The following is a 22,892-nucleotide window of genomic DNA, read 5'->3' on the forward strand; positions in this document are numbered from 1 at the left end:
GCGCCCGTCGGCGTGCCCGGGGACGGATCGGGCCTCCCCGGCCCGGGGCTCCGGCCCGCTCGGGCCTCGTCGGGCCCGGGCTCCGGCCCGCTCCGGCCCGCTCCGGCCCGCTCCGGCCCGCTCCGGCCCGCTCAGGCAGAGGTAAGAGCCCCTAAGGTGGACGCATGAACGATCGCATGGTGTGGATCGACTGCGAGATGACCGGGCTCTCGCTGACGGACGACGCACTCATCGAGGTGGCCGCACTGGTCACCGACTCGGAACTGAACGTGCTCGGCGACGGGGTGGACATCGTGATCCGCCCGCCGGACGCGGCCCTGGAGACCATGCCCGAGATCGTGCGCCAGATGCACACGGCCTCGGGGCTCCTCGACGCGCTCGCCGAAGGCACCACGCTCGCCGACGCGGAGGCCCAGGTCCTCGCGTACATCCGCGAGCACGTCAAGGAACCCGGCAAGGCACCCCTGTGCGGGAACTCGGTCTCCACGGACCGCGGCTTCCTCGCCCGGGACATGCCCGCCCTGGAGAGCCACCTGCACTACCGGATCGTCGATGTCTCCTCGGTCAAGGAGCTGGCCCGCCGCTGGTACCCGAGGGCGTACTTCAACAGTCCGGAGAAGAACGGCAACCACCGGGCGCTCGCCGACATCCGCGAGTCCATCGCGGAGCTGCGCTACTACCGCGAGGTGGTCTTCGTCCCGCAGCCCGGCCCGGACTCCGAGACCGCGAAGCGGATCGCGGCCCGGCACGTCGTACCGTCCGAATGACCCCCTCCGCGTAGGGCCGCTCGCGCCCCCGAATCAATGCGGGCGCGAGCACCCTCCAGAACCCTGTAGACTTCTTCTCGGCCGGTCGGGGAAACCTTCGGGAACACCGCCGGACATGGTGGGTATAGCTCAGCTGGCAGAGCACCTGGTTGTGGTCCAGGATGTCGCGGGTTCAAGTCCCGTTACTCACCCTGATGGCTCAGGCCCCGGTTCGAAAGAACCGGGGCCTGAGTCTTTTCCTACGTTCCCGGCGTGCAGGCGGGGGTGGCCGGGGGCGGGTTGGTGCCCGACCAGGAGCCGTTGAAGCCGAAGGCGACCGAGCCGCCCGGCGCGACCGTCGCGTTGTACGGGAGGTGGGTGGCCGTCACCTCCGCCCCGGTCTGGGTCACCGTCGCGTTCCACGCCTGGGTGACCCGCTGGCCGGCGGGCTGCGTCCAGCGGACCGTCCAGCCGTCCAGCGGGGCCGTACCCGTGTTCCGGAGGGTGACCTGGGCCGTGAAACCGCCCGTCCACTGACTGGTGACGGCATATGTGACGGAGCACACACCCGGGGCGGGTGGGGCCACCGGGGCGAGTGTCTCGGCGATCCCGGCGTACGCGGGCTTGGGTGCGAGGTTCTCGTCGTACGGCGTCGCCGCGCCCTGGCCCGGGAAGAAGTCCGGGATCCAGGAGTCCGAGTCGGTGAAGCCCCAGACGGTGACGCCCGCGCAGCGGGTGACGGCGAGGCAGGCGCGCAGGACGGAGGTGTAGTCCGCCTTCTGCCGGGCGAGCTTCGCGTCCGTCGCGGGCAGGGTCATCCGGATGTCCAGCTCGGTGATCGCCACGTCCACGCCGAGTTCGACGAAGCGGCGCAGGTTGGCCTCCAGGGAGGCGGGGACCTGGCCGAGGACGAGATGGGCCTGGAAGCCGACCCCGTCGACCGGCACGCCCTGTGCGAGGAGCCGCTTCACCAGGGCGTACATGCCGTCGCTCTTCGCGCCGACGGCGTCGGTCGAGTAGTCGTTGAGGTAGAGCTTCGCGGCCGGGTCGGCGGCGCGGGCCGCGCGGAAGGCGTCCGCGATGTACGACTCACCCAGGGCCGCGCCCCAGAGGGACTGACGCAGGGTGCCGTCCTCGTTCAGGGGCTCGTTGACGACGTCCCAGTGGTCGATCCGGCCCTTGTAGCGGCCGGCCTCGGCGGTGACGTGGTCGGTCATGAGGGTGCGGAGCTGGGCGGCGGACCAGCTGCCGCCCGTGAGCCAGCCGGGAAGCTGGCTGTGCCAGACGAGGGTGTGACCGCGCACCCGCTGGCCGTGGGCCTCGGCGAAGGCGACGACGCGGTCCGCGCCGGTCCAGTCGTACGTGCCCCGGGCGGGCTCCACGGAGTCCCACTTCATCTCGTTGCCGGGGGTGAGTGAGCCGAACTGTGCCCCGGCGACGTCCGCGTACCCGCCGGCGAGCTTCCCCGCGGTGACGGCGGTGCCGACGTAGACGCCGCGGGCAGTGGCTAGGTCCCGCAGCGGGGTGTCGGCGGCCGAAGCGGGGGTGGCGGTGGCCGTGAGGACCGCGGCGAGCAGGGCGGCGCCGGTGATCAGGCGACGGAGCACGTCGCACCTCCGAGGGTGAAGGCGGCCGGTACGGGGTTGGTGCCGGTCCAGGTGCCGGTGAAGCCGAAGGCGGCGGAAGCCCCGGCGGCGACGGCGCCGTTCCAGCCGACGTTCTGGGCGGTGACAGCGGTGCCGGTCCGGACGGGGGTCGCGTTCCACATCTGGCCGACGCGCTGGCCCGCCGGGTAGTCCCAGCCGAGCTTCCAGCCGGTCCAGGCGGTGGTGGAGGTGTTGGTGAGGGTGACGTCGGCCTGGAAGCCGCCCTGCCACTGGCTGGTCACCTTGTACGCGACCTTGCAGGCGCCGGTGGGCGCGGGCGGCTCGGTGGTGCCGCCGCCGTCACCGCCGCCGGTCTCGCTCGTGTCGCCGTAGATGATGCCGCGGCCGTTGGTGGAGACGTACACCCGGCCGTAGACGCGGGGGTCGCCGGTGATCGCGCCGCCGGTCCAGCCCCACTGGTGGGCGTCGTCGTTGACGCGGACCCAGCTCGCGCCCGCGTCGGTGGAGCGGAAGATGCCGCGTACGCCGCCGATCTTCGCGCTCGTGTAGAGGGCGGGGTACGTGGCTCCCGGGGCGGCCTTGCCGAAGCCGATGGTGTCGGCCTGCTCGACCCCGGCGACCCGGGTGAAGGTGACGCCGCCGTCGGTGGAGTGCCAGAGGCCGTAGGTGGCGTCGGGGGCGCCGCCGGAGAGCCAGAGGTCGCCCTTCTTGCCGGGGACGGCCTTGAAGCGGACGTTGCCCTTGGCGGGAAGGCCCGTGGCGCGGGCGGAGAAGCTCGCTCCGCCGTCCGTACTGGCGTAGAAGGTGCCGGACTTGAAGGCGTAGAAGGTGAGCGGGTCGACGCGGTCGGACTCGACGGTCGCGCCGGCCGGGACGCCGGTGGAGGCCGTCCAGGCGCTGCCGGTGCCGGTGTGGACGCCCGTACCGTCCGGGCTCCAGACGAAGCGGCCGCCGTCGGCCGATGCGGCGACCGTGCCGCCGCCGGTGACGCCCGAAGGCTCCTGGCCGGCGCGCCAGTTGGTGCCGTTGTCGGTGGAGAACGCGACGCGCGGGCCGCCGTCGAGGTTCCCGGCGCGCACGACGGTGTCGGGCTTGGTCTCGGCGAAGTCGACGCTGGTGGTGGAGGTGAAGTTGGGGCCGGTGAACATCATCGACGGGACCTTCGTGAGGTCCGTGTGCCGGAAGCCGCCGATGTCGCCGAGGGCGCTGATCAGCGGGGCCCCGGAGGGCGGCGAGGCCAGGTCGAGGACGGCTGTCTCCTCAAGGCCCTGGACCATGGGCCGGATGGTGAAGTTCGTGCCGGCGTCCCACTTGCCGAGGTCCTGGGTGCCGTACACGGTGGCGCCGGTGCCGTACATCATGCGGTTCGAGTCGAAGGGGTCGATCTCCAGGGCCTCGGTCATCCAGCCGAGCTTCGGGGTCTGCTCGGGCGGGGCCGGGTTGGCGCCCCAGGTCAGCCAGGGCACGGAGGAGACGTCCATCGTGTAGCGGTTGGCCCGGTTCGGGTACGAGGTGTAGTCCCAGGCCCTGGTCCAGCTGCCGCCGCTGTCGGTGGAGCGGAAGATCTGGGTGTCGGGGAACCAGGAGCTGTAGCCGGAGACCATGACCGTGCCGGGGTTCTGCCGGTCGACGGTGAGTCCGCTGAAGCCGTAGTACGTGTCGGCCTCGGCCACGGGGCTGATGTTCGTCCAGGTGCCGGTGGCGGTGGCGTACCGCCAGACCTGGCCCTTGGCGCCGTCGTACGGGCCCGCCGTGTCGCTGTACGCGAGGTAGAGGTAGCCGTTCTCCGCGTCGAGGACGCCCTTGTGGGCGAGGTGGCCGGTGGGCTGGCCGGGGAGCCGGGTCCAGGTGGCGCCGGCGTCGGTGGAGCGGTAGACGGCGTTCTGCTTGTCGCCGACACCGACGTAGAGGGTGCTCGTGGCGCTGCCGGCGGTGCCGGTGGACTCGTCGAAGGTGACCCAGACGATGCCCTGCTCGTCGGAGTTGTAGCCGCTGGTGTCGGTCGGGTCCTGCTGGTGGTTGCCGGGGTTGGTGAAAGAGGTGACCTTCGACCAGGTGACGCCGGAGTCGGTGGAGCGCCAGAGGCCGTTGCCGCTGGGGGTGCCGAGGTAGAGGACGCTGTTCTTGTGCGGGTCGACGGCAAGGCGCTCGCCCATGCCTCGGCCGGGCATGTTGCCGCCGAGCTTGAAGGGGAGGTCGGTGCGCTGCCAGGTGGCGCCCCGGTCGGCGGAACGGAGGACGGCGCCGTTGCCGGGGTCCCAGTCGTTCGTGTACGTGCCGACCGCCGCGTACACCTTGTCGGGGTCGACGCTGTCGGAGGCGAGACCGACGACTCCGGTGTGGCCCCAGTGGTCCCAGTCGACGGCGTCGAGGAGCGGGGTCCAGGAGGAGGCGGCCTGGTTCCAGCGGTAGGCGCCGCCGATGTCGGTGCGGGCGTAGACGAGGTTCTTCTCGGTCCGGTTGAAGACGATGCCGGGGACGAAGCCGCCGCCGTCGACGCGGACGTTCTTCCAGGTGTAGGAGGCCGCTGTGGTGGCAGCGGGGGTGGGGGCGGCCGTGGCGGGTGCCGCCCCCGCGAGGAGGCCCGCGGTGAGGGCGAGCCCCGCGAGCAGATGGCGTGTGCTGCGCATGGATATCCCGTCGAAGATTGAATGGGAGCGCTCCCACTATTGAGGTGCCGTCAGAACACGGTCAAGGTCCGGGGATCGTCGAAGACGTTCGATGCGGGCGGGGTCGGGTGTGCCGCGACGAGGGGGTCTCGCATGGATGACCGGCCACCGTCCGCGGGCGGTCTTCGACGACCACGCGGAGGAGTGGCGGGTCTCCCGGGCCTGACGGCCGACGCGCACAGGGGTGCGCGCCCCGGCCGGGAGGTGGGGTGGCTCCGGCCGGGGCGCGCGGTGTGGGGGGACTCGGGGGTCCGGGGGTCGCTACTTGTAGGCGGCGAAGGCCTTCGTGAAGGCCAGCGGCTGCTGGAGGATCGAGGAGCAGGTGGCGTCCGCATAGTTCACCGCGCCGGCCGCGCACTGCTTGTCCCGGGTCGAGGACCACATCGAGAGCCAGCCGATGCCCTTCGACTTCGCGAAGTCGACGAGCTGGGTGGCGTCGTCGACCTTGAAGATCTCGCTCGCGACGTCGTTGACGCCGATCATCGGGGTGACGGCGACGGCCTTCCAGGCGGCGGCGTCGGAGAGCCCGAGGACACCCTTGATCTGCGCCTGGGTCGCGGTCGCGGCCTGGATCGCGTACGTGCCCATGTCGGCGCTGTACGCCGGCCCGTAGTCCATCGCCATGATGTTGACGGCGTCGATGCGGACCCCGTTCCGCTTGGCGTCGGCGAGCAGGTCGACGCCCGGCTGGGTCAGGCCCTCGGGCATGACCGGCAGGGTGAAGGAGACGTTCAGGCCGGGGTGGGACTTCTGCAGCTGGGCGATCGCCTGCGAGCGGCGGGTGTTGGCGGCGGTGTCCGGCAGGGCCGCGCCCTCGACGTCGAAGTCGACCTTGGTCAGCTTGTACTGGTCGATGACCTTGCCGTACGCGGCGGCCAGCGCCGAGGACGAGGAGCAGTTCAGGGCCAGCTCGTGACCGGCGGCGCCGCCGAAGGAGACCCGGACGTCACCCCCCTTGGCGCGCAGGGCGCCTATCTGGGCGGCGACCTTGTCGCTCGCCAGGTCGGTGACCCCGCCCCACAGCGGGGCGCAGGAGCCGCCGGAGGTGATGAAGGCGAGGTTGAACTCCTTCACACCGGTGGCGTCGGCGGTCGCGAGCAGGTCGTACGTCGGGTAGAGCGAGGTGTCGACGTACGGGGCGTACTTTGCGGCGGTGACGGGAGCGCCGGTCGCGGTCGCCGTGGGCGTCGGGGTGGGGGTGGCGGTGGGGGTCGGGGGCGCCGTGGTGGTGGCGGTGGCCGTCGGCTTGGGGCTCGTGGTGGCCGTGGCGGTCGGCTTCGGGCTCGTGGTGGCGGTCGCCGAGGGGGAGGCGGTGGCGGTGGGCTGGTCGGTGGGGCGGCCGCTGGGGGTGGGCGCGGTGCCTCCGGCGGAGCAGGTCGCCTTGTTGATCAGGCAGTTGGCGGGGTCGCCGGCCTGTCCGGCGGCGGAGGTGACGAAGCCGACGGTGACGGACTGGCCGGGCGCGAGCTGCTTGTTCCAGCTCGCCGGCTTCACGGTGACGTGGCTGCCGGAGACGGTGTGCTCGCCGTTCCAGAGGGAGCCGATGGTCGTCCCGGCCGGGAGGTCGAACTCCAGGGTCCAGTCGGACTGGGCGGCGGAGGTCTCGTTGGTGACGACGTACTGGCCGGTGTAGCCGCCGGTCCAGGAGCTGGTCCTGGTGTAGGCGGCGCCGACCGCGGCGGCCTGGGCCGTTCCCGTGAGCGCGAACGCGGCGCCGCCGACGACCGCGGCGGCGACCACCGCTCCGACGACCTTGGTCCTGGTGCTCGCCCTGCGCCGGTGCGAACTGGTGCCCATCGCGTGCCTGCCTCTGCGTACTGGGGGGTGGGGAGGGGGTGCGGCAGCACGCTAGCGACCGGAAGACGGACAAAAGGGCGTCCGGGGACGCGGGCGGGGATCCTTAGGCTCCGCTTAAGGAAGGCATCGGAACCACGAAAGGTTGAGGGCCGGGCGGGTGCCGCCTCAGCCCTTCGGCGGCCCGGCGGGTACCCGTGCCGCCCCGTCGGCGGCGAGGCGGACGGGTGTCGGTGCTACCCCGTCGGCGGCGGGGCGGACCGGTGTCGGGCCGCCTCATCGGCGGCGGGGCGGACCGGTGTCGGTCGGCTCAGCCTTCGGCGGCCCGGCGAGTACCCGTGCCGCCCCGTCGGCGGCGGGCCGGACGGTGGCCCCGGCGCCCCCCGGCGCTGCCCGTACGGCGTCCGTCGAGGCCGATCCAGATCCTGACCTCCGTGCCGCCGAGCACCGAGTGCCCGATGCGGACGTCGCCGCCGGTGACCTCCGCCATCCGTCGCACGATGTCCAGGCCGAGGCCCGTGGAGCCGTCCCTGGCCCCGCTGTTGCCGCGGGCGAGCGCGGCGGCGGGGTCGGCGATGCCGGGGCCCGCGTCGGAGACGAGGACGATGACGGCGTCGTCGCCGTTGTGGACGTCGATGGAGAAGGCCGTGCCCTCCGGGGTGTGCCGGAAGACGTTGCCGAGCAGGGCGTCGAGCGCGGCGACGAGTTCGGGGCGGGCGACGGGGATGCGGACCGGGCGCTCGACGCCCGCGACGCGGACCCGGCGGCCCTCGTCCTCGGCGAGCGCCGACCAGAACTCCATGCGCTCGCGGACCACTTCGGCGGCGTCGCAGCCCGCGCCCGGGCCGGTGGCCTGGGTCTGCGGCTTCGCGTCCCGGGCCGTACGGATGATGGTGTCGACCTCGCGCTCCAGCTGCTCGACGGCCGCGCGGGTCTGCTCGGCGGCGGGCCCCGAGCCCAGCGAGGCCGCGTTGAGGCGGAGCACGGTGAGCGGGGTGCGCAGCCGGTGGGAGAGGTCGGCGGCCAGTTCCCGTTCGTTGGCGAGGAGTTGGACGACCTGGTCGGCCATGGAGTTGAACGCGACGGCAGCCGACTTGAGTTCGGGCGGGCCCTCCTCGGGGACGCGTGCGCCGAGCCTGCCCTCGCCGAGGTCATGGGCGGCGCCCGCGAGCCGCTGCGCGGGCTGGACCATCCGGATGCCGAGCCGGTCGGCGACGGCGACGGAGCCGACGATCAGGGCGATGCCGACGCCGGCGAGGACCAGCCACGCGGTGGCGACGCCGTTGGACACCTCGCCCTCGGGGACGAAGAGTTCGACGACGGCGACCTTGCCGCTGCTGAGCGCGGTGGGCTGGAGCAGCACGAAGCCGCCCGGGACCTCGGCGATGGAGGCCCGGCCGAGCCGGCGGGTGGCGGCGAGCTCCTCCTCGCCGGCCCGCCGGGTGCCGATCTCCAGGGCGATGTCGCCGGGTTCGGCGGCGGGCACGTGGACGGCGAGCCGCCCGACGGACCCGTCCTCGGTGGTGGCGACGGCCTTGTCGAGCTCGTCGCGGTCGGTGGTGATGGCGAGGACGGGGGCGAGGCCGGCGGCCCTCCGTTCGGCGTTGGAGAAGGCCCGGTCGCGGGCCATCTCCTTGACGACCAGCCCGAGGGGTACGGCGAAGGCGACGACGACCATGGCGGTGACGGCGAGCGACACCTTGACGAGCGCCCATCTCACGGCTGCGGCTCCCGGGGCGGCTCCAGCTTCACGCCGACCCCGCGCAGGGTGTGCAGATAGCGGGGCCGGGCGGCCGTTTCACCCAATTTCCGCCGTAGCCATGACAAATGCACGTCGATGGTCTGGTCGTCCCCGTACGACTGCTGCCACACCTCGGCGAGCAGCTCCTTGCGCGGGACGACCACTCCGGGCCGCCCGGCGAGGAAGGCCAGCAGGTCGAACTCGCGCCGGGTCAGGTCCAGGGGCGCCCCGTCGAGCTCCGCCTGACGGCGCAGCGGGTCGACGGTGAGCCCGCCGACCTGGATCGCCCGGGACGGCGGCGCCTCGCCGGCGGTGGACCGCGCCCGGCGCAGTACGGCGGCCATCCGGGCCGAGAGGTGGTCGACCGAGAAGGGCTTCACGAGGTAGTCGTCGGCCCCGGCGTGGAGGAGCCGTACGATCTCCGCCTCGTCGTCCCGGGCGGTCGCGATGATCACCGGTACGTCGGTGATTCCGCGCAGCATCTTGAGCGCCTCGGACCCGTCCAGGTCGGGCAGTCCGAGGTCCAGGATGACCACGTCGAAACGGAAATGGGCGACCTCGCGCAACGCCTCCAGAGCCGTACCGACGCTCCGTACCGTGTGGGAGGCCTCGGAAAGCTGGCGGATGAGGGCGGAGCGCACGAACTGGTCGTCCTCGACCACGAGCACACTTGCCATGGGCCGCACCGTACGCCATTCGGGGGAAGGTGCAGGAGAGGACCACCCTCCGGCGGGGGTCCGCCGGGGGTGGTGCAGTATGGCCCCGATGCGAAGAGGACTCGTTCACGCCCTGGCCTGGTCGCTCGCCACCGGCGCGGCGGTCACCCTGTCCTGGTGGGGAGTGCACACGGTGCTGTCCGGCACGGTGTACGACCCCCCGCGCGCGCTGCCCCTCCCGGCCGGCAGCGCCGACGAACCGGTCACGGCCGGCAGCGATCCGCTGACCTCCTCGACCCGGCGGCCCACCGCTGTCGAGCCCTCCTCGTCCGTCACGAGCAAGCCGACGCCGAGCGGCGGCCGTTCGACCCCGTCGACCCCGTCGGCGACCCCCTCGCGGCAGGCGGATCCGACGACACAGGCTCCCCCCGTCACCACTCCCCCCACGGACTCGAACGTGAAGAGCTACACCGTGGACGGCGGCCGGGTCACCTTCGACCTGGGCGAGACCTCGGCCGAGCTGGTCTCGGCGACCCCGGCCTCCGGCTGGCAGATGCAGGTGTGGAAGCAGCCGAGCTGGATCCGGGTCACGTTCACCGCGAACGGCCGGGAGCTGTCCGTCTTCTGCGTCTGGCACGACACGGCGCCCCGCGTGGAGATCGACGACCGCGCCACCTGACCCGGCCGTCCGGTGCCAGGGGGCGTCTTGTCGATCAGCGGAACACGGACGCCGGCGGTACGGGTGAGGGCTTGGCGCTCGCGTCGGTGACCGGCACGGCTCCCCCGGCGAAGTCGGCCAGCGCCCGCCCGTGTTCGACCCGGCCCGGGTGCGGGTCGGTGGCGACCCGGCGGGTCAGCTCGGCCACCGGCAGCTCCCGTTCGGAGGCGAGCAGCACCGCGTTGCCGAAGCGGCGCCCGCGCAGCACCGTCGGGTCGGCGGTCAGCGCCAGCTCGGGGAAGACGGAGGCGGCCGTGGCGATCTGGCCGCGCAGATGGGTCAGCGGCGGGCCGTCGGCCAGGTTCGCCGCGTAGAGGCCGCCGGGCCGCAGCACCCGCCGTACCTCGGCGAGGAACTCGGTGCTGGTCAGATGGGCCGGGGTGCGGGCCCCGCTGAACACATCGGCGATGACGAGGTCGGCCCAGCCGTCCTGGACCTTGGCGAGCCCGGCGCGGGCGTCGGTGGAGCGGACCCGGATGCGGGCCCCGGCGTCGAGCGGCAGTTCCCGGCGTACGAGCTGCACGAGGGGCCCGTCGAGTTCCACGATCTGCTGCGTGGAGCGGGGCCGGGTCGCGGCGACGTACCGGGCGAGGGTGAAGGCGCCGCCGCCGAGGTGGACGACCTGGAGCGGCCGGTTCGGCGGGGCGGCGAGGTCGACGATGTGACCGAGGCGCCGCTGGTACTCGAAGGTGAGGCGGGCCGGGTCGTCGAGGTCCACATGGGACTGCGGGGCGCCGTCGATGAGCAGCGTCCAGGCGCGCGGACGCTCCCGGTCGGGTATGAGTTCGGCGAGCCCGCCGTCGACGGTCTCGACGACGGAGACGGCGGACGCCGCCCGGTCGCGCTGTTTGTTCCTGGCCACGGGCCCATTATCGGGGCATTCGCGACGGACCTGCCCGACGGCGCCGGTGCGGGGGCTTCCGCGGACCGCCCGCGGCCTCAGTGGCAGCCGTCGGCCGCCTCGATGAGGCGGGCCGCCTCACCGAGCGCCTCGCGCAGGACGACGGGGTCGGTGACGGGGTCGGTGTCGCCCGGGGGCAGCAGCCAGCCGGCGGGGCGGGGCGCGTCCCCGGCGGGCTCGGGCAGCTCCGGCAGCTCGGGGAGGCGGAGGCCGCGCCCTGAGGTCCGCGTACAGGCGCTGCCGGGCATGTCCCAGGCGGCGGCGGTGCCCGGCGGGACGAGGAAGCCCAGGGTGTCGCAGGTGCCGTCGTGTACGACCGGGCCGACGGCGGGGGCGGCGCCGCGCCGCAGGATGTCGACGGCCTCCAGGCCCTGCCGGACCGGCACGGTCACCAGGTCCCAGGGTTCGGCGGCGGGCTGGGGCCCGGCCGGAACCGGTGCCTGGGGATGGGACGCGCAGGCGTCCGGGGCGGGCGCGTGCCACGTGGCCGACTGCGAACCGATCTCTGACATGAGACCCCTCCTCGCTCCTGAGGAGACACGTTCCGTCTCTCCCTTACGGTTCAACGCCCGTGCGCGTCAACGGCTACGGCGGCATGCCGCCGCAAAGGATGGCAGTTCATGGCAGATCACAGGCGAGATATCCGATTTGTAGCCAAACGCTGCGTACGCATCCGGTCACAGCAGGTACGTTCCTGTGCTGCCGGACCACCCGGCAGCACAGGAGAGGGCTCGGCCATGGCGATGTCACGGGCAGTTCCCAATCTCGCCTTCCGCCGGCTCCGCGGACAGCATTCGCCGGCGGAGTTCGCCGCGGCGGTCCGCCGGGCGGCGCGGGAGATCGGCGAACAGGTCGCGTGCGACGCCCGCTACATCGGGCGCGTGGAGGCGGGCGAGATCCGCTGCCCCAACTACGCGTACGAGCGGGTCTTCCTGCACATGTTCCCCGGTCTGGGCCTCTCCGACCTGGGCTTCTCCGCGCGGGAGACGGTGCGCGGCCGGCGGCAGCCGGTCGCGGCCGGGGCTCCGCCTCCCGCCGCGATCCCGACCCGGAACGATGAGGAGAGCGACGTGCTGCGTCGCGCATTCATGACGAGCGGCTCCGCCACCCTGGCGGCCGCCTCGCTGGGACTCGGCGGCCCCGCCGTCGCGATCCCCGCCCCCCGAGGCACCCACCGGATCGGCGATGCCGAGGTACGGGCCGTCGAGGACGCCGTACGGCAGATCCGTCTGCTCGACGACCGGCACGGCGCCGACGGGCTCTACAAGGTCGCCGCCCAGCCGCTCCGAGCCGCGTACGCGCTGCTCGACACCGGAACCATGACCCGGCGCTCCACCGAGGACCGGCTCCACGCGGGCGCGGGCGAGCTCTCCCTCTCCGTCGGCTGGCTGGCCCACGACTCGGGCCGGCACGACGACGCGCGCTCGCACTACGCCGAGGCCCTCGCCACCGCGCGCGTGTCGGGGAACGCCGCCCTGGAGGCGCACGCCTTCTGCAACACGTCCTTCCTGGCCCGGGACACCGGCCGGTTCCGCGAGGCGGTCCGGGCGGCGCAGGCGGGCCTGCGGGCCGCGCAGCCGCTGGACTCGGCCCGGCTGCTCTCCCTGCTCTCGCTGCGGGAGGCCGCCGCGTGGGCCGGGCTCGGCGACCGCTCGGCCTGCGAGCAGGCCCTCGGCCGCGCCCACGGCTTCTTCGACCGGGGCGCGACGGAGGACGACCCCGAGTGGATGTCGTTCTTCGGGGAGCCCGAGCGGGAGGCCCTGGAGGCCCAGTGCTGGTCGGCGCTCGGCGACTGGGGCCGGGCGGCCCGGCACGCCCACCGGGCCACGGTCCTGCAGAACCCGCACTTCGCCCGGAACCTGGCGCTCTACCGCGCCCATCTCGCCAAGAACCTGGCGCACGCGGGCCGGCCGGACGAGGCGACGGCGGAGGCGAAGCGGGTGGTGGAGTCCCTGGAGGGCATCGCCTCGGCCCGGATCCGCGGGATGCTCGTCGACACGCGCCGGGTCCTCGCCGCGTACTGAGCCCCGACCGGGCCCTGCCTACTCCAGGTGCCCGGTGTCGTTCCAGCGCTCGACGGCCGGGGCGCCGTACGCCCAGCCGAGGACCGAGAGGCTCGTCGGGTCGAGGCGGATGCGGGAGGCGAAGGAGACGTCCTCGCCGAGCCAGCGGGCGCCGATCGAGCGCAGGATGTGCCCGTGGGCGAAGACCAGGACGTCACGGTCGGCGGAGCGGGCCCAGTTCACGACCTCGTCGGCGCGGTCCGAGAGCTGCGCCATGGTCTCCCCGTCGCGGACTCCGTCGCGCCAGATGAACCAGCCGGGCTGGATGTCCTGGATCTGCGGCGGGGTCAGCCCCTCGTACGCCCCGTAGTCCCACTCCATCAGCGCGTCCCACGGCTCGGCCCGCTCGCCGAAACCGGCGAGCTCGCAGGTCTCGCTCGCGCGGACCAGCGGGCTGGTGCGCACCTCCATGCCGGGCAGTCCCTGCCAGGGGCCGCGGTGCAGGCGCTCACCGAGGAGCTTCGCGCCGCGCCGCCCCTCGTCGAGGAGGGGGATGTCGGTCCTGCCGGTGTGCCGGCCGAGAAGTGACCACTCGGTCTGGCCGTGCCGGGCGAGCAGGATGCGCGGTGCCATGGGAAGGATCTCCAGGGGTTCACGGTGCGGACGTGCCTCTCTCCATCATCGCCCACGTGGATTCGGGGTGACGTCCGGGCAACCCACGGGCGGCTTCCGGCGTCCCCTCCCCGGGACGATCACCGGCTGGGGGGACCTTTTCGATGCGCAAGCCACGCTGGTGGGCCGAGTTGTCGCTGATCGGTCTCGTGTACGCGGCCTACTCCTGCGGGCGGCTGCTCGTGCGCGGCGACGAGGCCTCGGCCGTCGGGCACGGTCTGACGATCCTGCGTCTTCAGGAGCTGCTCGGGATCGACGTCGAGCGCCCGCTGAACCGGCTGTTCACGGACGTGCCCGCGCTCGGGATACCGGCGGACTTCGCGTACGCCTCTCTGCACTATCTCGTCACCCCGGCGGTCCTGGTCTGGCTCTTCCGCCGCCGTCCCGCCCACTACCGGGCCGCCCGGACCTGGCTGATGGTGTCCACGCTGCTCGGTCTGGTCGGCTTCACGCTGCTGCCCACCTGCCCGCCCCGGCTGCTCGACCCGGTGTACGGCTTCACCGACACGATGGCGCAGTTCAGCGCGTACGGCTGGTGGGGCGGCGAGGCCAGCGCGCCGCGCGGGCTCGGCGGCATGACGAACCAGTACGCGGCGATGCCCAGCCTCCACGTCGGCTGGGCGCTGTGGTGCGGGGTGATGCTGTGGCGGTACGGGCGGACGCCCGCGGCGAAGGCCCTCGGGGTGGCGTATCCGCTGCTCACCACGCTCGTGGTGATGGGTACCGCCAATCACTATCTGCTCGACGCGGTCGCCGGTGCGGCGGTGATGGGCGCCGGTCTGCTGCTCACCCCGTACGCGCTGCGACTCGCCGTGCGGGTGCGCGGGACGGCGGAAGCGCCCCCGGTTGTCAGTGGCGGATGCGAGACTTCCACGGGTGAGCGCATCCCTGGACAGCGGTCTGCCCCGACCTCCGCAGACGACACGTCGGCAGCTTCTCGCTGAGCTGCGCGGGCCGGCCGTTCCGCCGCGTCCGCTGGACGCGCGGGCCCTCGCCGCGCTGGCCGCCAATCCCGGTTGCCGCCGCCGGGCCCTGCTCGACGGCGCCGGGGTCGACAAGTCCGCGCTGGCCGCGAAGCTCGGCTCACCGGCCCCGTTCGGGCAGTCGCAGTTCGCGATCGTCCGGGGCAACTCCTTCGAGGCGAAGGTGAAGGCGGACGGTGGCCGTGAGCTGCTGCGCCTGATCGGCGTCGACGAGCCGGGCACGGTGTCCGTGCCCGAGCTGGCGGCCGCCGGACCCGAGGGGCGGGTGGCACGCACGGCGCTCGCCCTGCGGGAGGCGACCGGGGCCGGGGTGTGGACCCTGCTCGACCACCCGCTGCTCGCCCTGGAGGTGGCCGGTTCCCCGGTGTACCTGGAGCCCGACGCGGTGGTGGTCCGTCCCGACGGCGGATGGACGGTCGTGGAGATCAAGTCCTTCCCGATGATCGACGGCGCGGCCGACGCGTCGAAGGTGGGAGCGGCGGCCCGCCAGTCCGCCGTGTACGTGCTCGCGCTCGAACGGGTGGCGGCGGTGACCGAGGGCGCCCGGGTCGCCCATTCGGTGCTCCTCGTCTGCCCGAAGGACTTCTCCAACGTGCCGACGGCCTCGGTCGTCGACGTGCGCAAGCAGCGGTCGGTCACCCGGCGCCAGCTCGACCGGCTGACCCGGATCGACGAGATCGCGGCGGCCCTGCCCGAGGGCGTCAGCTTCGACGTGGCGGAGCGCTCGCCGGAGGAACTGACGGCCGCCGTGGAGTGCGTGCCCCATCAGTACGCGCCGGAGTGCCTGGCCGCCTGCGAGCTCGCCTTCCACTGCCGGTCGCGGGCCCGGGAGGCCGACGCGGTGGAGACCCTGGGCCGTTCGGTACGGGGTGAGCTGGGCGGCCTGACGACGGTCGGCGCGGTGCTCGCGGCCTCGCGCGGCGAGGCGGGCGACCCGGAGGACCCTGCGGTGGCGGCGCTGCGCAGGGCGCGGGCGCTGCGCCAGGAAGCTCTGGAGTCGGCGCCCGCCCGTACTCCGCGGGAGCACGTCGAATGCCCCTGCTGACGCCCGTTTCCTGCGCCGCGCCCCGGGAGGGCCTCGTATGTCGCTGATCTCCACCCTCGCCCGGATGGAGGCCGTCGAGTCCGGCCGGGCGCAGCCCCTCGCCACCGTCCGGCACCGGCGGGTCTCCGAGCGGCCGCTCGTCCTCGTGCCGCTGACCACGGCCGGCGAGGCGGGCGCCCCGCTGGGCGCCCTCGTCGGCACCGACCCGGAGGAGCCTCGGCTCCTGGTGGTGGCCCAGCCCCGGGACCGTGACCTGCGGTTCGCGTTCCTCGCGGATCTCGCCGAGGAGGTCCTGCCGTACATCGACTCCTTCACCGACGTCGTCGAGGCGGCGGAGAAGAGCGAGGTCGACCCCGAGACCGGCAAGAAGGTGAAGGTCGAGGTCGAGCTGTGCGCGGACGCGCCACAGCTGATCGTGCCGAGCCGGGCGGGCATCGAGTACGTACGGCTGCTCGGGCGGTCGACGCGGTTCCGGCGCACCGCCGAGCAGGACCCGGAGACGCCGTTCCCCGCGCCGCCGCGCGTTCCGCTGCTCGGGCGCTGGCTCACGCACCTCGGCGACCGGGCCCGGGTGCCCGGATCCTCGCTGCTTCTGTCGGCGACCGATCTCCTCAACCGGCACTGGGCGACCGGCCAGTCCTCCCTGGAGGACCAGCACCTGGGCGCGCTGCTCGCGTGGATCGACCCCTGCGACGGTGAGCCGGGCGCCGAGGCGGCGCTGCGGGCCGAGGCCGGACGGGACTCCGAGGGGCAGTTGCTGTGTCCGCCCGCCGGTCCCGCCACCGATCCCGCCTTCGACAACCGGCTCCTCGCGCCGGCGATCGAGCGGTACGACCGGGCCCGGCAGGCCGTCGGCGCCGCCGAGGACGGCGAGGCGGCCGAGCGCGGACTCGGCGAACTGCACCGGTCCGAGCGGGAGCTGCGCCGGCTGGTCGTCTCGCAGATGAAGCCGACCTGGGACGCGGTGTGGCGGGCGATCGGCCTGCTGCGCGAGCTGCCCGAGGGCGCCAGGGTCGAGGACCGCTGGACCCGCGACCGCTGGTCGTTCACCGCGCACCGGGACCGGGTCACCGCGGGTGAGCCGCCGCAGCCGCGCCGGGACGACGCGGTGACGGCCGCCCGGAAGCTCGCCGCGCGCGAGCAGGCGCAGGGCCAGCTGGAGGCGCAGGAGGCCCTCGACGATCCGCTGGTCCTGGCCGGACGGCGGCTGTCGGGCGAGGCGTTCACGGGCGAGGTGGTCGAGGTGACGATGGCGTGGACGGAGTCCACGCGGCCCGCGCCGCGCCCGCTGCTCACGGTCCGCACCGAGGACCGGCCGCATCTGGGCGAGAAGGTGAAGGTGTACCGCTCGCTCGGCGGGAAGCCGCAGTCGGCGGAGTTCGTGCGGTACGAGGAGGACGGGGCGCTGCTGCTTCGGCTCCTCGACAAGATGGGTCGTTCGAAGGAGCCCGCGGAGGGTTCGGTGCCGGAGAAGGGCGAGCGGATCGCCTGGACGCTGTTCGAGCACGACCAGCGGGTCGGGCCGCAGCTGCCGGAGGCGGAGGAGACGCCCTGGACGCACGGCGGTCCGCCCCGGGCGGACGTCGTGGAACTGCCCGACGCCGTGACCGCGGAGGACGTGCTGTGACCGTGTTCGACCTGTCGACACCGCCCTTGGACGGTTCGTCGCCCTTCGATCCCTCGGCGGAAGCCGGCAGGGCGACGGCCGACATCCTGGCGGACACCCTCCACGGCACCTCGCGCGGTGTCGTCGTGGACTCCCCGCCCGGTGCCGGGAAGTCGACGCTCGTGGTGCGGGCCGCGCTCGAACTGGCCGCGGCCGGGCGCCCCTTGATGGTGGTGGCCCAGACGAACGCGCAGGTGGACGACCTGGTCCTGCGGCTGGCCGAGAAGGAGCCGGACCTGGAGGTCGGCCGGCTGCACTCGAACGACAGCGACCCGTACGACAAGGCGCTGAACGACCTGGAGAACGTACGGAAGTCGGCGAAGGCCGGTGAGCTGGCCGGTCTTCCGGTCGTCCTCTCCACCGCCGCCAAGTGGGCGCACGTGAAGAACGTCGAGCCGTGGGCGCACGCGATCGTCGACGAGGCGTACCAGATGCGCTCGGACGCGCTGCTCGCCGTGGCGGGGCTCTTCGAGCGGGCGCTGTTCGTGGGCGACCCCGGGCAGCTGGACCCGTTCTCGGTGGTGGGCGCCGAGCAGTGGGCGGGACTCTCGTACGACCCCTCGGCGAGCGCGGTCTCCACCCTGCTCGCGCACAACGCGGAGCTGCCGCAGCACCGGCTGCCGGTGTCCTGGCGGCTGCCCGCCTCGGCGGCGCCGCTGGTCTCGGACGCCTTCTACCCGTTCACGCCGTTCCGCAGCGGCACCGGGCACGGGGACCGGAAGCTCTCCTTCGGGGTGGCCTCGGACGGTTCGGGTCCCGACCGGGTCCTCGACGAGGCGGCGGAGTCGGGCTGGGGCCTGCTCGAACTGCCCGCCCGGCACACCCCGCGTACCGACCCGGAGGCGGTCGGCGCGGTCGCCCTGGTGGTGCGCCGGCTCCTCGACCGGGGCGGTGCGGCGGTCTCGGAGCGCTCGGAGACCCCCGTACCCCTGACGCCCGACCGGGTCGCGGTCGGCACCGCCCACCGCGACCAGGCGGCGGCGATCCGGGCGGCCCTCGCCGAACTGGGCGTCACGGGCGTGACGGTGGACACCGCGAACCGGCTCCAGGGACGCGAGTACGACGTGACCGTCGTCCTCCACCCGCTGTCCGGCCGCCCCGACGCGACGGCCTTCCATCTGGAGACCGGCCGGCTGTGCGTGCTCGCCTCCCGGCACCGGCACGCGTGCGTCGTGGTCTGCCGGGCGGGCGTGACGGACCTGCTCGACGCCCACCCGTCGACCGAGCCGGTCCAGCTGGGCGTCGCCGTGTCCTTCCCGGACGGCTGGGAGGCGAACCACGCGGTCCTCTCCCACCTGGAGGAACACAAGGTCAGCTGGACGCCCTGAGCTTCCCCGCCCCCGAGGGCCTGTCTGTCAGACAGGCCCTGGTTCCGCGGCCAGGGTGAGGAGTTCGTCGACCGACCACTGGTCGTAGACGTGCTCGCCGTACTTCGCGGCGGCGACCCGGCCGTCGGGCGTGATCAGGAAATCGGCGGGGAGACCCAGACGCCCGGCCGGCTGCGCGCCGGCCGGCAGCGTGCCCCTGCCCCGGAGCAGCTGCCAGGCGTCACGGAGCACGCCCCCGACGATCGCGGGCCAGCCGCGCGGGTCGAGCAGGGCCCGGCGGTGGGACTCCACCCCGAACTCGGCGTACAGCACCTTGTCGGGGTCGGCGACGACGGCGAACGGCAGGTGGGCCACGTGCTCGCGGAGCTCCTCGGCGGGCGAGTGGAAGAACACGACCTCCCGGATCCCGGCCCGCTCGATCTCCTCGTGGCGCCGGGCCACCGACCGCAGGTGGAGGTTGCAGACGGGGCAGCCCGCGAAGCGGCGGAACTGGACGTGGGTGGTCCGTCCGGGGTCCGGAAGGGTCAGCGCGGGCCCGAGGACCGGGGTGAGGGTGCGGGTCGGCACGGAGTCGCCGGGGGCCGGCCGGGTCCGGGGCAGGGGTGGGGTCGGGGACATGCGCATGGGACACCATCCTCGTAGGCGTACGGCGTACTCCTAACAGCGTAGGCGTAGGGCGTACGCTGTCAACCGTCATGCCACGACCTCGCTCCCTCACCCCGGACCGGCTGGCCGCCGCCGCCCTCGCCGTCATCGACCGCGACGGGCTCGCCGCCCTCTCCATGCGCACCGTCGCCAAGGAACTCGACATGAGCCCCATGGGGCTCTACCGCTACGTCGCCGACCGCGAGGAGCTGGAGGGGCTCGTGGCCGACCGCGTCCTGGGCGACATGGACACCGCACCGCCCGCCGCGGACGCCCCCTGGCGGGACCGGGTCGAGACCATGGTCGGGCGGCTGCGCGACGCCGTCGCCCGCCACCCCGAAGCCGTCCGGCTGACCCTCACCCACCGGCACCGCGCACCCGGCGGCCTGCTCTGGTCGGAGACCGTGCTCGGCATCCTGACCGAGGCGGGCATCGACGGCGCACGACGGGTCGTCGCCCTGCGCGCGCTCCACGGGTACATCACCGGGGCGATCCAGCTCGAACACCTCGGGCCGCTGGCCGGGGCGGGCACGTCGGCCATCGCCGCGCTGCCCGAGGACCGCTTCCCGCATCTGACGCAGACCGCGCGGACGGCCGGCGAGGTCGGCCCCGACCAGGAGTTCTTCGGCGGCCTGCGACTGCTCCTGCGCGGTCTCGACGGCTGACCGGACCTCGCCCCTGACGCCCTCTTGCGGGGCGCGGGAGAATGGAAGACGGCCCGGGGTTCCGGGCCGCCCGTGTGCGAAGGGCCGGTGCGCGAAGCACCGGTGCGTGAAGCGTGAAGAGGAGAACGACGATGGCGGAACCCGCGGAGCGGAGCGGACAGCGGCGGCTCAGGCCGGCACCGTTGGTCTTCGAGCCTGCCGAGGCGACCGCCGACCCGGAGCACTTCTTCGACCTGGAGTCGATGGAGGATCCGCGGGAGCTGCTGTCCCGCGCGACGGAGCTGACCCTGGCGTTCCGCGCGGCGACCGACCGCGCGACGGAGTTCCAGGCGATCGCGGCGGCGCAGCTGGCGGATCCGCGCCGGTTCGACCGGCTGACGCCGGCGGACGTCGCCGAGCGGGCGCAGTGGACCGAGGACTACGCCCGGAAGATGATCGAGTTCGGCCGCGACCTCATCCGGACGAACGGCCGACCCGCGGAGGACTGAGCGGGCGCGGAGGACCGAACGGGCGCGGACCGGGCGGGGCGGGCACGGTGGACCGAACGGGCGCGGACCGGGCGGGGCGGGCACGGTGGACCGAACGGGCGCAGGAGTGCCTGGCCGTGGCCGAAAAGCACCCCTGGCATATGCCGGGGGTGCACGATACTCCTCACCCTCCCCATCTGTCCGGAATTCCGTGAACTCTCGGCGACCGAGGCGTTACGGCCGGTAGATCTGGAGCCATGACGACGTGGCTGCGCGAAGAAACCCCGCACGACATCTTCCGGTTCCTCCGGGAGGGCGACGAAGGGCGGCACCAGACCGCTCGGGTGACCGCCGACGGGGCCGCCTGGCTCGCCTCGGCCACCGGGGGCCGCGAGGCCGCGCTCACCCGCTGGGAGGCCCGCCCGGACTCCCCGGCGGCGCTGCCCTGCGGGACCGTCTTCGACGTCGTCAACGTGGACCCGGTCTTCGGTCGCCGGATGCTGGGCCGGCTATGGGAGGAGGGCCCGGGTTCGGGTCCCGTCGCCGTGCACCGGGGCCGGATGATGCTGTTCGCCGCGCCCGGTACGGCCCAGCGGCTGCCGGCCCTCCTGGACTGGGAGGAGTGGGGGGAGGCGGTCCCCCGGCCGCTCTGTCACGGGGTCGGGGACGCGGTGACCGTGCCGCCGCTCGTGCCGTCCGGCACCTCGGGGCCCCGCTGGCTGGTGGCGCCCGACACCCGGAGCCCCTGGCTGCCGGGGCCCGAGGTCGTGCTCTGGGCCTGCGTGCGGGCCGTCCGGGCCGCTTCCGCCGCCGACGTGCGGGTATCGATTTTTCCTCCCGCCGATCCGGGTGCTAATGTCTACGACGTCAGCAGGCGCCGCTAGCTCAGTTGGTTAGAGCAGCTGACTCTTAATCAGCGGGTCCGGGGTTCGAGTCCCTGGCGGCGCACAGACAGAAGAAGCCCCTCGCGGAAGCGGGGGGCTTCTTCGTGTTCGGGCGCAGGCCCCGGACGCGTCCGCTCACTCGACGGCGGGCGGGGTGATCCTGACCGTCCAGGCACCCGTCGCGGTGCGTTCCGTGACCTCGACCCGGACCCCCGTCCCCGGCACGGTGAGCGTCTCGCCCTCCTCCAGGGGGGCGTCCGCGAGCGGCGGGTAGACGGAGCGGTCCCAGCAGGCCTCGGTGCGCGGGTGGGCGTCGACGACCTCGACCGGTCCGTCGCCGGAGGCCGCACCGCCCCGGATCCGGTAGACGAGGACGCCCTCGGTGCAGGTCTCGGCGTTGTTCCCGGCGCTGCTCCGGGCCTCGACCGCGAGAGCGCTGTCGGGGCCCGTACGGACGACGGCGAGCCGGGTGCCGAGGCTGGCGCCGACCGCCGGCTGGGTGTCGGTCGGCTCCAGGCTCACCATCCGGGGGCCCGTGCCCTGGACGCAGGTCACCTGGTCGCGGGAGAGCCAGCCGAGCTTCCACTTGTGCCAGCCGAAGAGGTCCGGGGAGAGCCCGAACTGGCTGCCCATGACGTCCCAGTCACCCACATGGGTGTCCCAGTCACCCTTGCCGTCCGCCGGACGGTGGTAGAGGTCGGGCAGGTCGAAGACGTGCCCGGTCTCGTGGGCGAGGACGTTGCGGTCCGGCGGGTGCCGCTCGAAGACGGTGACGACCCGCTTGATCTCGGTGCCGTCGACCTCCATCGGGCGTTCGAGGTTGACGACCTTGGTCGCGTCGGAGTCCACGCCGGGCGCGTCCGGGTCGGCGACCAGGTAGACGATGTCGTACCGGGAGAAGTCGACGCTCGCGTCGGCGGCGCCGATCGCGTCGCGGAGGTAGGCGTTGCGCTGGCCGGCGTCCCAGTCACGCCGTATGCCGTACGCGCTCGACTCCTTGGGCATCGGGGTCCAGGCGCGCTGGAGGTGCGGGCGCAGGGCGAAGCGCCCGTAGGAGGCGCGGGTGAAGAACTCGCTGGTGGCGGGGAAGTGGTCGGCGGCGAGTTCGCCCGGATCGGTGAGCGGCTCGGCGTCCGGGAAGGACAGGAAGATCATGACCGCGTCGAGGGTGCGGTCGGGGCGGGGATACGACCTGTTCCAGGTGTCGAGGCCGAGCGAGTGATGGGCGGCGGTGCGGGGCAGGGCGCAGGGACTCGCCGAGGGGGCGCCGACGGCGGGGCCGGCAACGAGCCCGGTGGCGGCCAGGGCGGCGAACGAGGTGAGGGCCGCCGCACCGGCACGCAGCCGCGAGCGTTCCACTCCCCCGGGTGGCTGCTGACCCCTCACGTGGACCTCCGGTTCGGCAATGCGGGACTCCTCAACCACCTTGTGACGATTCGCGGCGTTTCGCATGTTTCCGCTGCCCCGGTCGGGTGAGGGCGCGCCATGGGGTCGACGCGACACGAGCGCGCTTCGGCTCACGGAAAGTCACATTCGGTCACGTCGTCGCCGACCCGTGTCAGACCCGCGCAGAAACGATCGGGCGGGGTGCGCCGGTGGGCAGCCTCACAGCGGCGGACGCCCCCCGCAGGCGCCTCGGAGCTGGAAGGCTCCCCCGCACGGGCTCTATGATCGGCACACTCTTCCTCGGCCGACCGTCCCG

The 22,892-nt window shown here is 73.6% G+C and carries 20 protein-coding genes and 2 tRNA genes; 12 read left to right on the forward strand and 10 right to left on the reverse strand.

All coding sequences use genetic code 11. The features are described 5' to 3' along the window. The first annotated feature begins 164 nt into the window (after positions 1-164). On the forward strand, positions 165-767 hold the full coding sequence (gene orn / locus OG514_RS07515; RefSeq protein WP_266892150.1) for an oligoribonuclease: 603 nt from the start codon (positions 165-167) through the stop codon (positions 765-767). Positions 768-885: 118 nt separating this feature from the next. Beyond that, positions 886-958: transfer RNA gene (locus tag OG514_RS07520), tRNA-His, on the forward strand. 48 nt (positions 959-1,006) lie between these two features. On the opposite strand, the gene OG514_RS07525 is transcribed toward OG514_RS07520, so the two are convergent. The 5 genes from OG514_RS07525 to OG514_RS07545 all read right to left on the reverse strand — a co-directional run bounded on the left by OG514_RS07525 (position 1,007) and on the right by OG514_RS07545 (position 9,234). Next, on the reverse strand, positions 1,007-2,353 hold the full coding sequence (locus tag OG514_RS07525) for an endo-1,4-beta-xylanase (RefSeq protein WP_266892152.1): 1,347 nt from the start codon (positions 2,351-2,353) through the stop codon (positions 1,007-1,009). After that, entirely contained in the window at positions 2,338-4,983 is a 2,646-nt protein-coding gene (locus OG514_RS07530; protein ID WP_266892154.1) for a cellulose binding domain-containing protein, read from the reverse strand. The genes OG514_RS07525 and OG514_RS07530 overlap by 16 nt, the downstream gene beginning before the upstream one ends. Positions 4,984-5,283: 300 nt before the next feature. Next, complete coding sequence (locus tag OG514_RS07535) at positions 5,284-6,819, reverse strand: cellulose binding domain-containing protein (RefSeq protein ID WP_266892156.1); 1,536 nt, start codon at positions 6,817-6,819, stop codon at positions 5,284-5,286. Between the two features lie 307 nt (positions 6,820-7,126). Then, entirely contained in the window at positions 7,127-8,536 is a 1,410-nt protein-coding gene (locus tag OG514_RS07540) for a HAMP domain-containing sensor histidine kinase (RefSeq protein ID WP_266892158.1), read from the reverse strand. Next, a complete protein-coding gene (locus tag OG514_RS07545; RefSeq protein ID WP_266892159.1) occupies positions 8,533-9,234 on the reverse strand; it encodes a response regulator transcription factor in 702 nt (233 codons plus the stop codon). The genes OG514_RS07540 and OG514_RS07545 overlap by 4 nt, the downstream gene beginning before the upstream one ends. 79 nt (positions 9,235-9,313) lie before the next feature. On the opposite strand from OG514_RS07545, the gene OG514_RS07550 reads away from it, so the two are divergent. After that, positions 9,314-9,892, forward strand: coding sequence for a hypothetical protein (locus OG514_RS07550; RefSeq protein WP_266892161.1), 579 nt, complete (start codon positions 9,314-9,316; stop codon positions 9,890-9,892). A gap of 34 nt (positions 9,893-9,926) precedes the next feature. Here the strand turns inward: OG514_RS07550 and OG514_RS07555 are convergent, their stop codons facing one another. After that, positions 9,927-10,793, reverse strand: coding sequence for a spermidine synthase (locus tag OG514_RS07555; RefSeq protein ID WP_266892162.1), 867 nt, complete (start codon positions 10,791-10,793; stop codon positions 9,927-9,929). Between the two features lie 77 nt (positions 10,794-10,870). Then, entirely contained in the window at positions 10,871-11,344 is a 474-nt protein-coding gene (locus tag OG514_RS07560; protein ID WP_266892163.1) for a hypothetical protein, read from the reverse strand. Between the two features lie 225 nt (positions 11,345-11,569). On the opposite strand from OG514_RS07560, the gene OG514_RS07565 reads away from it, so the two are divergent. Then, positions 11,570-12,856 (forward strand): tetratricopeptide repeat protein, encoded by a 1,287-nt coding sequence (locus OG514_RS07565; RefSeq protein ID WP_266892165.1) that lies wholly within the window; start codon positions 11,570-11,572, stop codon positions 12,854-12,856. 18 nt (positions 12,857-12,874) lie between these two features. Here OG514_RS07565 and OG514_RS07570 read toward each other — a convergent pair whose 3' ends face one another. After that, complete coding sequence (locus tag OG514_RS07570; RefSeq protein WP_266892167.1) at positions 12,875-13,468, reverse strand: histidine phosphatase family protein; 594 nt, start codon at positions 13,466-13,468, stop codon at positions 12,875-12,877. A 143-nt stretch (positions 13,469-13,611) separates the two neighbouring features. Between OG514_RS07570 and OG514_RS07575 the strand changes: the two genes are divergently transcribed. The 4 genes from OG514_RS07575 to OG514_RS07590 are packed head-to-tail and all read left to right on the forward strand — an operon-like array spanning position 13,612 to position 18,529. Then, entirely contained in the window at positions 13,612-14,451 is an 840-nt protein-coding gene (locus OG514_RS07575) for a phosphatase PAP2 family protein (protein WP_266892168.1), read from the forward strand. After that, on the forward strand, positions 14,384-15,535 hold the full coding sequence (locus OG514_RS07580) for a hypothetical protein (RefSeq protein ID WP_266892170.1): 1,152 nt from the start codon (positions 14,384-14,386) through the stop codon (positions 15,533-15,535). The genes OG514_RS07575 and OG514_RS07580 overlap by 68 nt, the downstream gene beginning before the upstream one ends. A gap of 37 nt (positions 15,536-15,572) precedes the next feature. Next, positions 15,573-17,162 (forward strand): hypothetical protein, encoded by a 1,590-nt coding sequence (locus tag OG514_RS07585; RefSeq protein WP_266892172.1) that lies wholly within the window; start codon positions 15,573-15,575, stop codon positions 17,160-17,162. 2 nt (positions 17,163-17,164) lie between these two features. Beyond that, entirely contained in the window at positions 17,165-18,529 is a 1,365-nt protein-coding gene (locus OG514_RS07590; RefSeq protein WP_266900777.1) for an AAA domain-containing protein, read from the forward strand. 27 nt (positions 18,530-18,556) lie between these two features. Here the strand turns inward: OG514_RS07590 and OG514_RS07595 are convergent, their stop codons facing one another. After that, on the reverse strand, positions 18,557-19,153 hold the full coding sequence (locus OG514_RS07595; protein WP_266892174.1) for a peroxiredoxin-like family protein: 597 nt from the start codon (positions 19,151-19,153) through the stop codon (positions 18,557-18,559). A gap of 71 nt (positions 19,154-19,224) precedes the next feature. On the opposite strand from OG514_RS07595, the gene OG514_RS07600 reads away from it, so the two are divergent. The 4 genes from OG514_RS07600 (at position 19,225) to OG514_RS07615 (ending at position 21,254) form a co-directional block, all read left to right on the forward strand. Further along, complete coding sequence (locus OG514_RS07600; protein ID WP_266892176.1) at positions 19,225-19,839, forward strand: TetR/AcrR family transcriptional regulator; 615 nt, start codon at positions 19,225-19,227, stop codon at positions 19,837-19,839. A gap of 131 nt (positions 19,840-19,970) precedes the next feature. Continuing rightward, complete coding sequence (locus tag OG514_RS07605; protein WP_055602569.1) at positions 19,971-20,327, forward strand: hypothetical protein; 357 nt, start codon at positions 19,971-19,973, stop codon at positions 20,325-20,327. 236 nt (positions 20,328-20,563) lie between these two features. Beyond that, positions 20,564-21,190, forward strand: a complete 627-nt coding sequence (locus OG514_RS07610; protein ID WP_266892184.1) for a bifunctional DNA primase/polymerase — start codon at positions 20,564-20,566, stop codon at positions 21,188-21,190. Continuing rightward, a tRNA-Lys gene (locus tag OG514_RS07615) sits at positions 21,181-21,254 on the forward strand. The genes OG514_RS07610 and OG514_RS07615 overlap by 10 nt, the downstream gene beginning before the upstream one ends. Before the next feature lie 71 nt (positions 21,255-21,325). On the opposite strand, the gene OG514_RS07620 is transcribed toward OG514_RS07615, so the two are convergent. Beyond that, positions 21,326-22,576 carry a M6 family metalloprotease domain-containing protein gene (locus OG514_RS07620; RefSeq protein ID WP_266892186.1) on the reverse strand — a complete coding sequence of 417 codons (1,251 nt, stop codon included), beginning with the start codon at positions 22,574-22,576 and terminating at the stop codon, positions 21,326-21,328. Positions 22,577-22,892: the final 316 nt, after the last annotated feature.

It is taken from the genome of Streptomyces sp. NBC_00572, assembly GCF_026341815.1.
In the GTDB taxonomy this organism is placed as follows: domain Bacteria; phylum Actinomycetota; class Actinomycetes; order Streptomycetales; family Streptomycetaceae; genus Streptomyces.

Coding starts and splice junctions, on each gene's coding strand:
- OG514_RS07595 (WP_266892174.1), bottom strand. CDS start 19,153: ATGCGCATGTCCCCGACCCCACCCCTGCCCCGGACCCGGCCGGCCCCC.
- OG514_RS07530 (WP_266892154.1), bottom strand. CDS start 4,983: ATGCGCAGCACACGCCATCTGCTCGCGGGGCTCGCCCTCACCGCGGGC.
- OG514_RS07550 (WP_266892161.1), top strand. CDS start 9,314: ATGGCCCCGATGCGAAGAGGACTCGTTCACGCCCTGGCCTGGTCGCTC.
- OG514_RS07565 (WP_266892165.1), top strand. CDS start 11,570: ATGGCGATGTCACGGGCAGTTCCCAATCTCGCCTTCCGCCGGCTCCGC.
- OG514_RS07545 (WP_266892159.1), bottom strand. CDS start 9,234: ATGGCAAGTGTGCTCGTGGTCGAGGACGACCAGTTCGTGCGCTCCGCC.
- OG514_RS07585 (WP_266892172.1), top strand. CDS start 15,573: ATGTCGCTGATCTCCACCCTCGCCCGGATGGAGGCCGTCGAGTCCGGC.
- OG514_RS07560 (WP_266892163.1), bottom strand. CDS start 11,344: ATGTCAGAGATCGGTTCGCAGTCGGCCACGTGGCACGCGCCCGCCCCG.
- OG514_RS07575 (WP_266892168.1), top strand. CDS start 13,612: ATGCGCAAGCCACGCTGGTGGGCCGAGTTGTCGCTGATCGGTCTCGTG.
- OG514_RS07610 (WP_266892184.1), top strand. CDS start 20,564: ATGACGACGTGGCTGCGCGAAGAAACCCCGCACGACATCTTCCGGTTC.
- OG514_RS07570 (WP_266892167.1), bottom strand. CDS start 13,468: ATGGCACCGCGCATCCTGCTCGCCCGGCACGGCCAGACCGAGTGGTCA.
- OG514_RS07600 (WP_266892176.1), top strand. CDS start 19,225: ATGCCACGACCTCGCTCCCTCACCCCGGACCGGCTGGCCGCCGCCGCC.
- orn (WP_266892150.1), top strand. CDS start 165: ATGAACGATCGCATGGTGTGGATCGACTGCGAGATGACCGGGCTCTCG.
- OG514_RS07605 (WP_055602569.1), top strand. CDS start 19,971: ATGGCGGAACCCGCGGAGCGGAGCGGACAGCGGCGGCTCAGGCCGGCA.
- OG514_RS07535 (WP_266892156.1), bottom strand. CDS start 6,819: ATGGGCACCAGTTCGCACCGGCGCAGGGCGAGCACCAGGACCAAGGTC.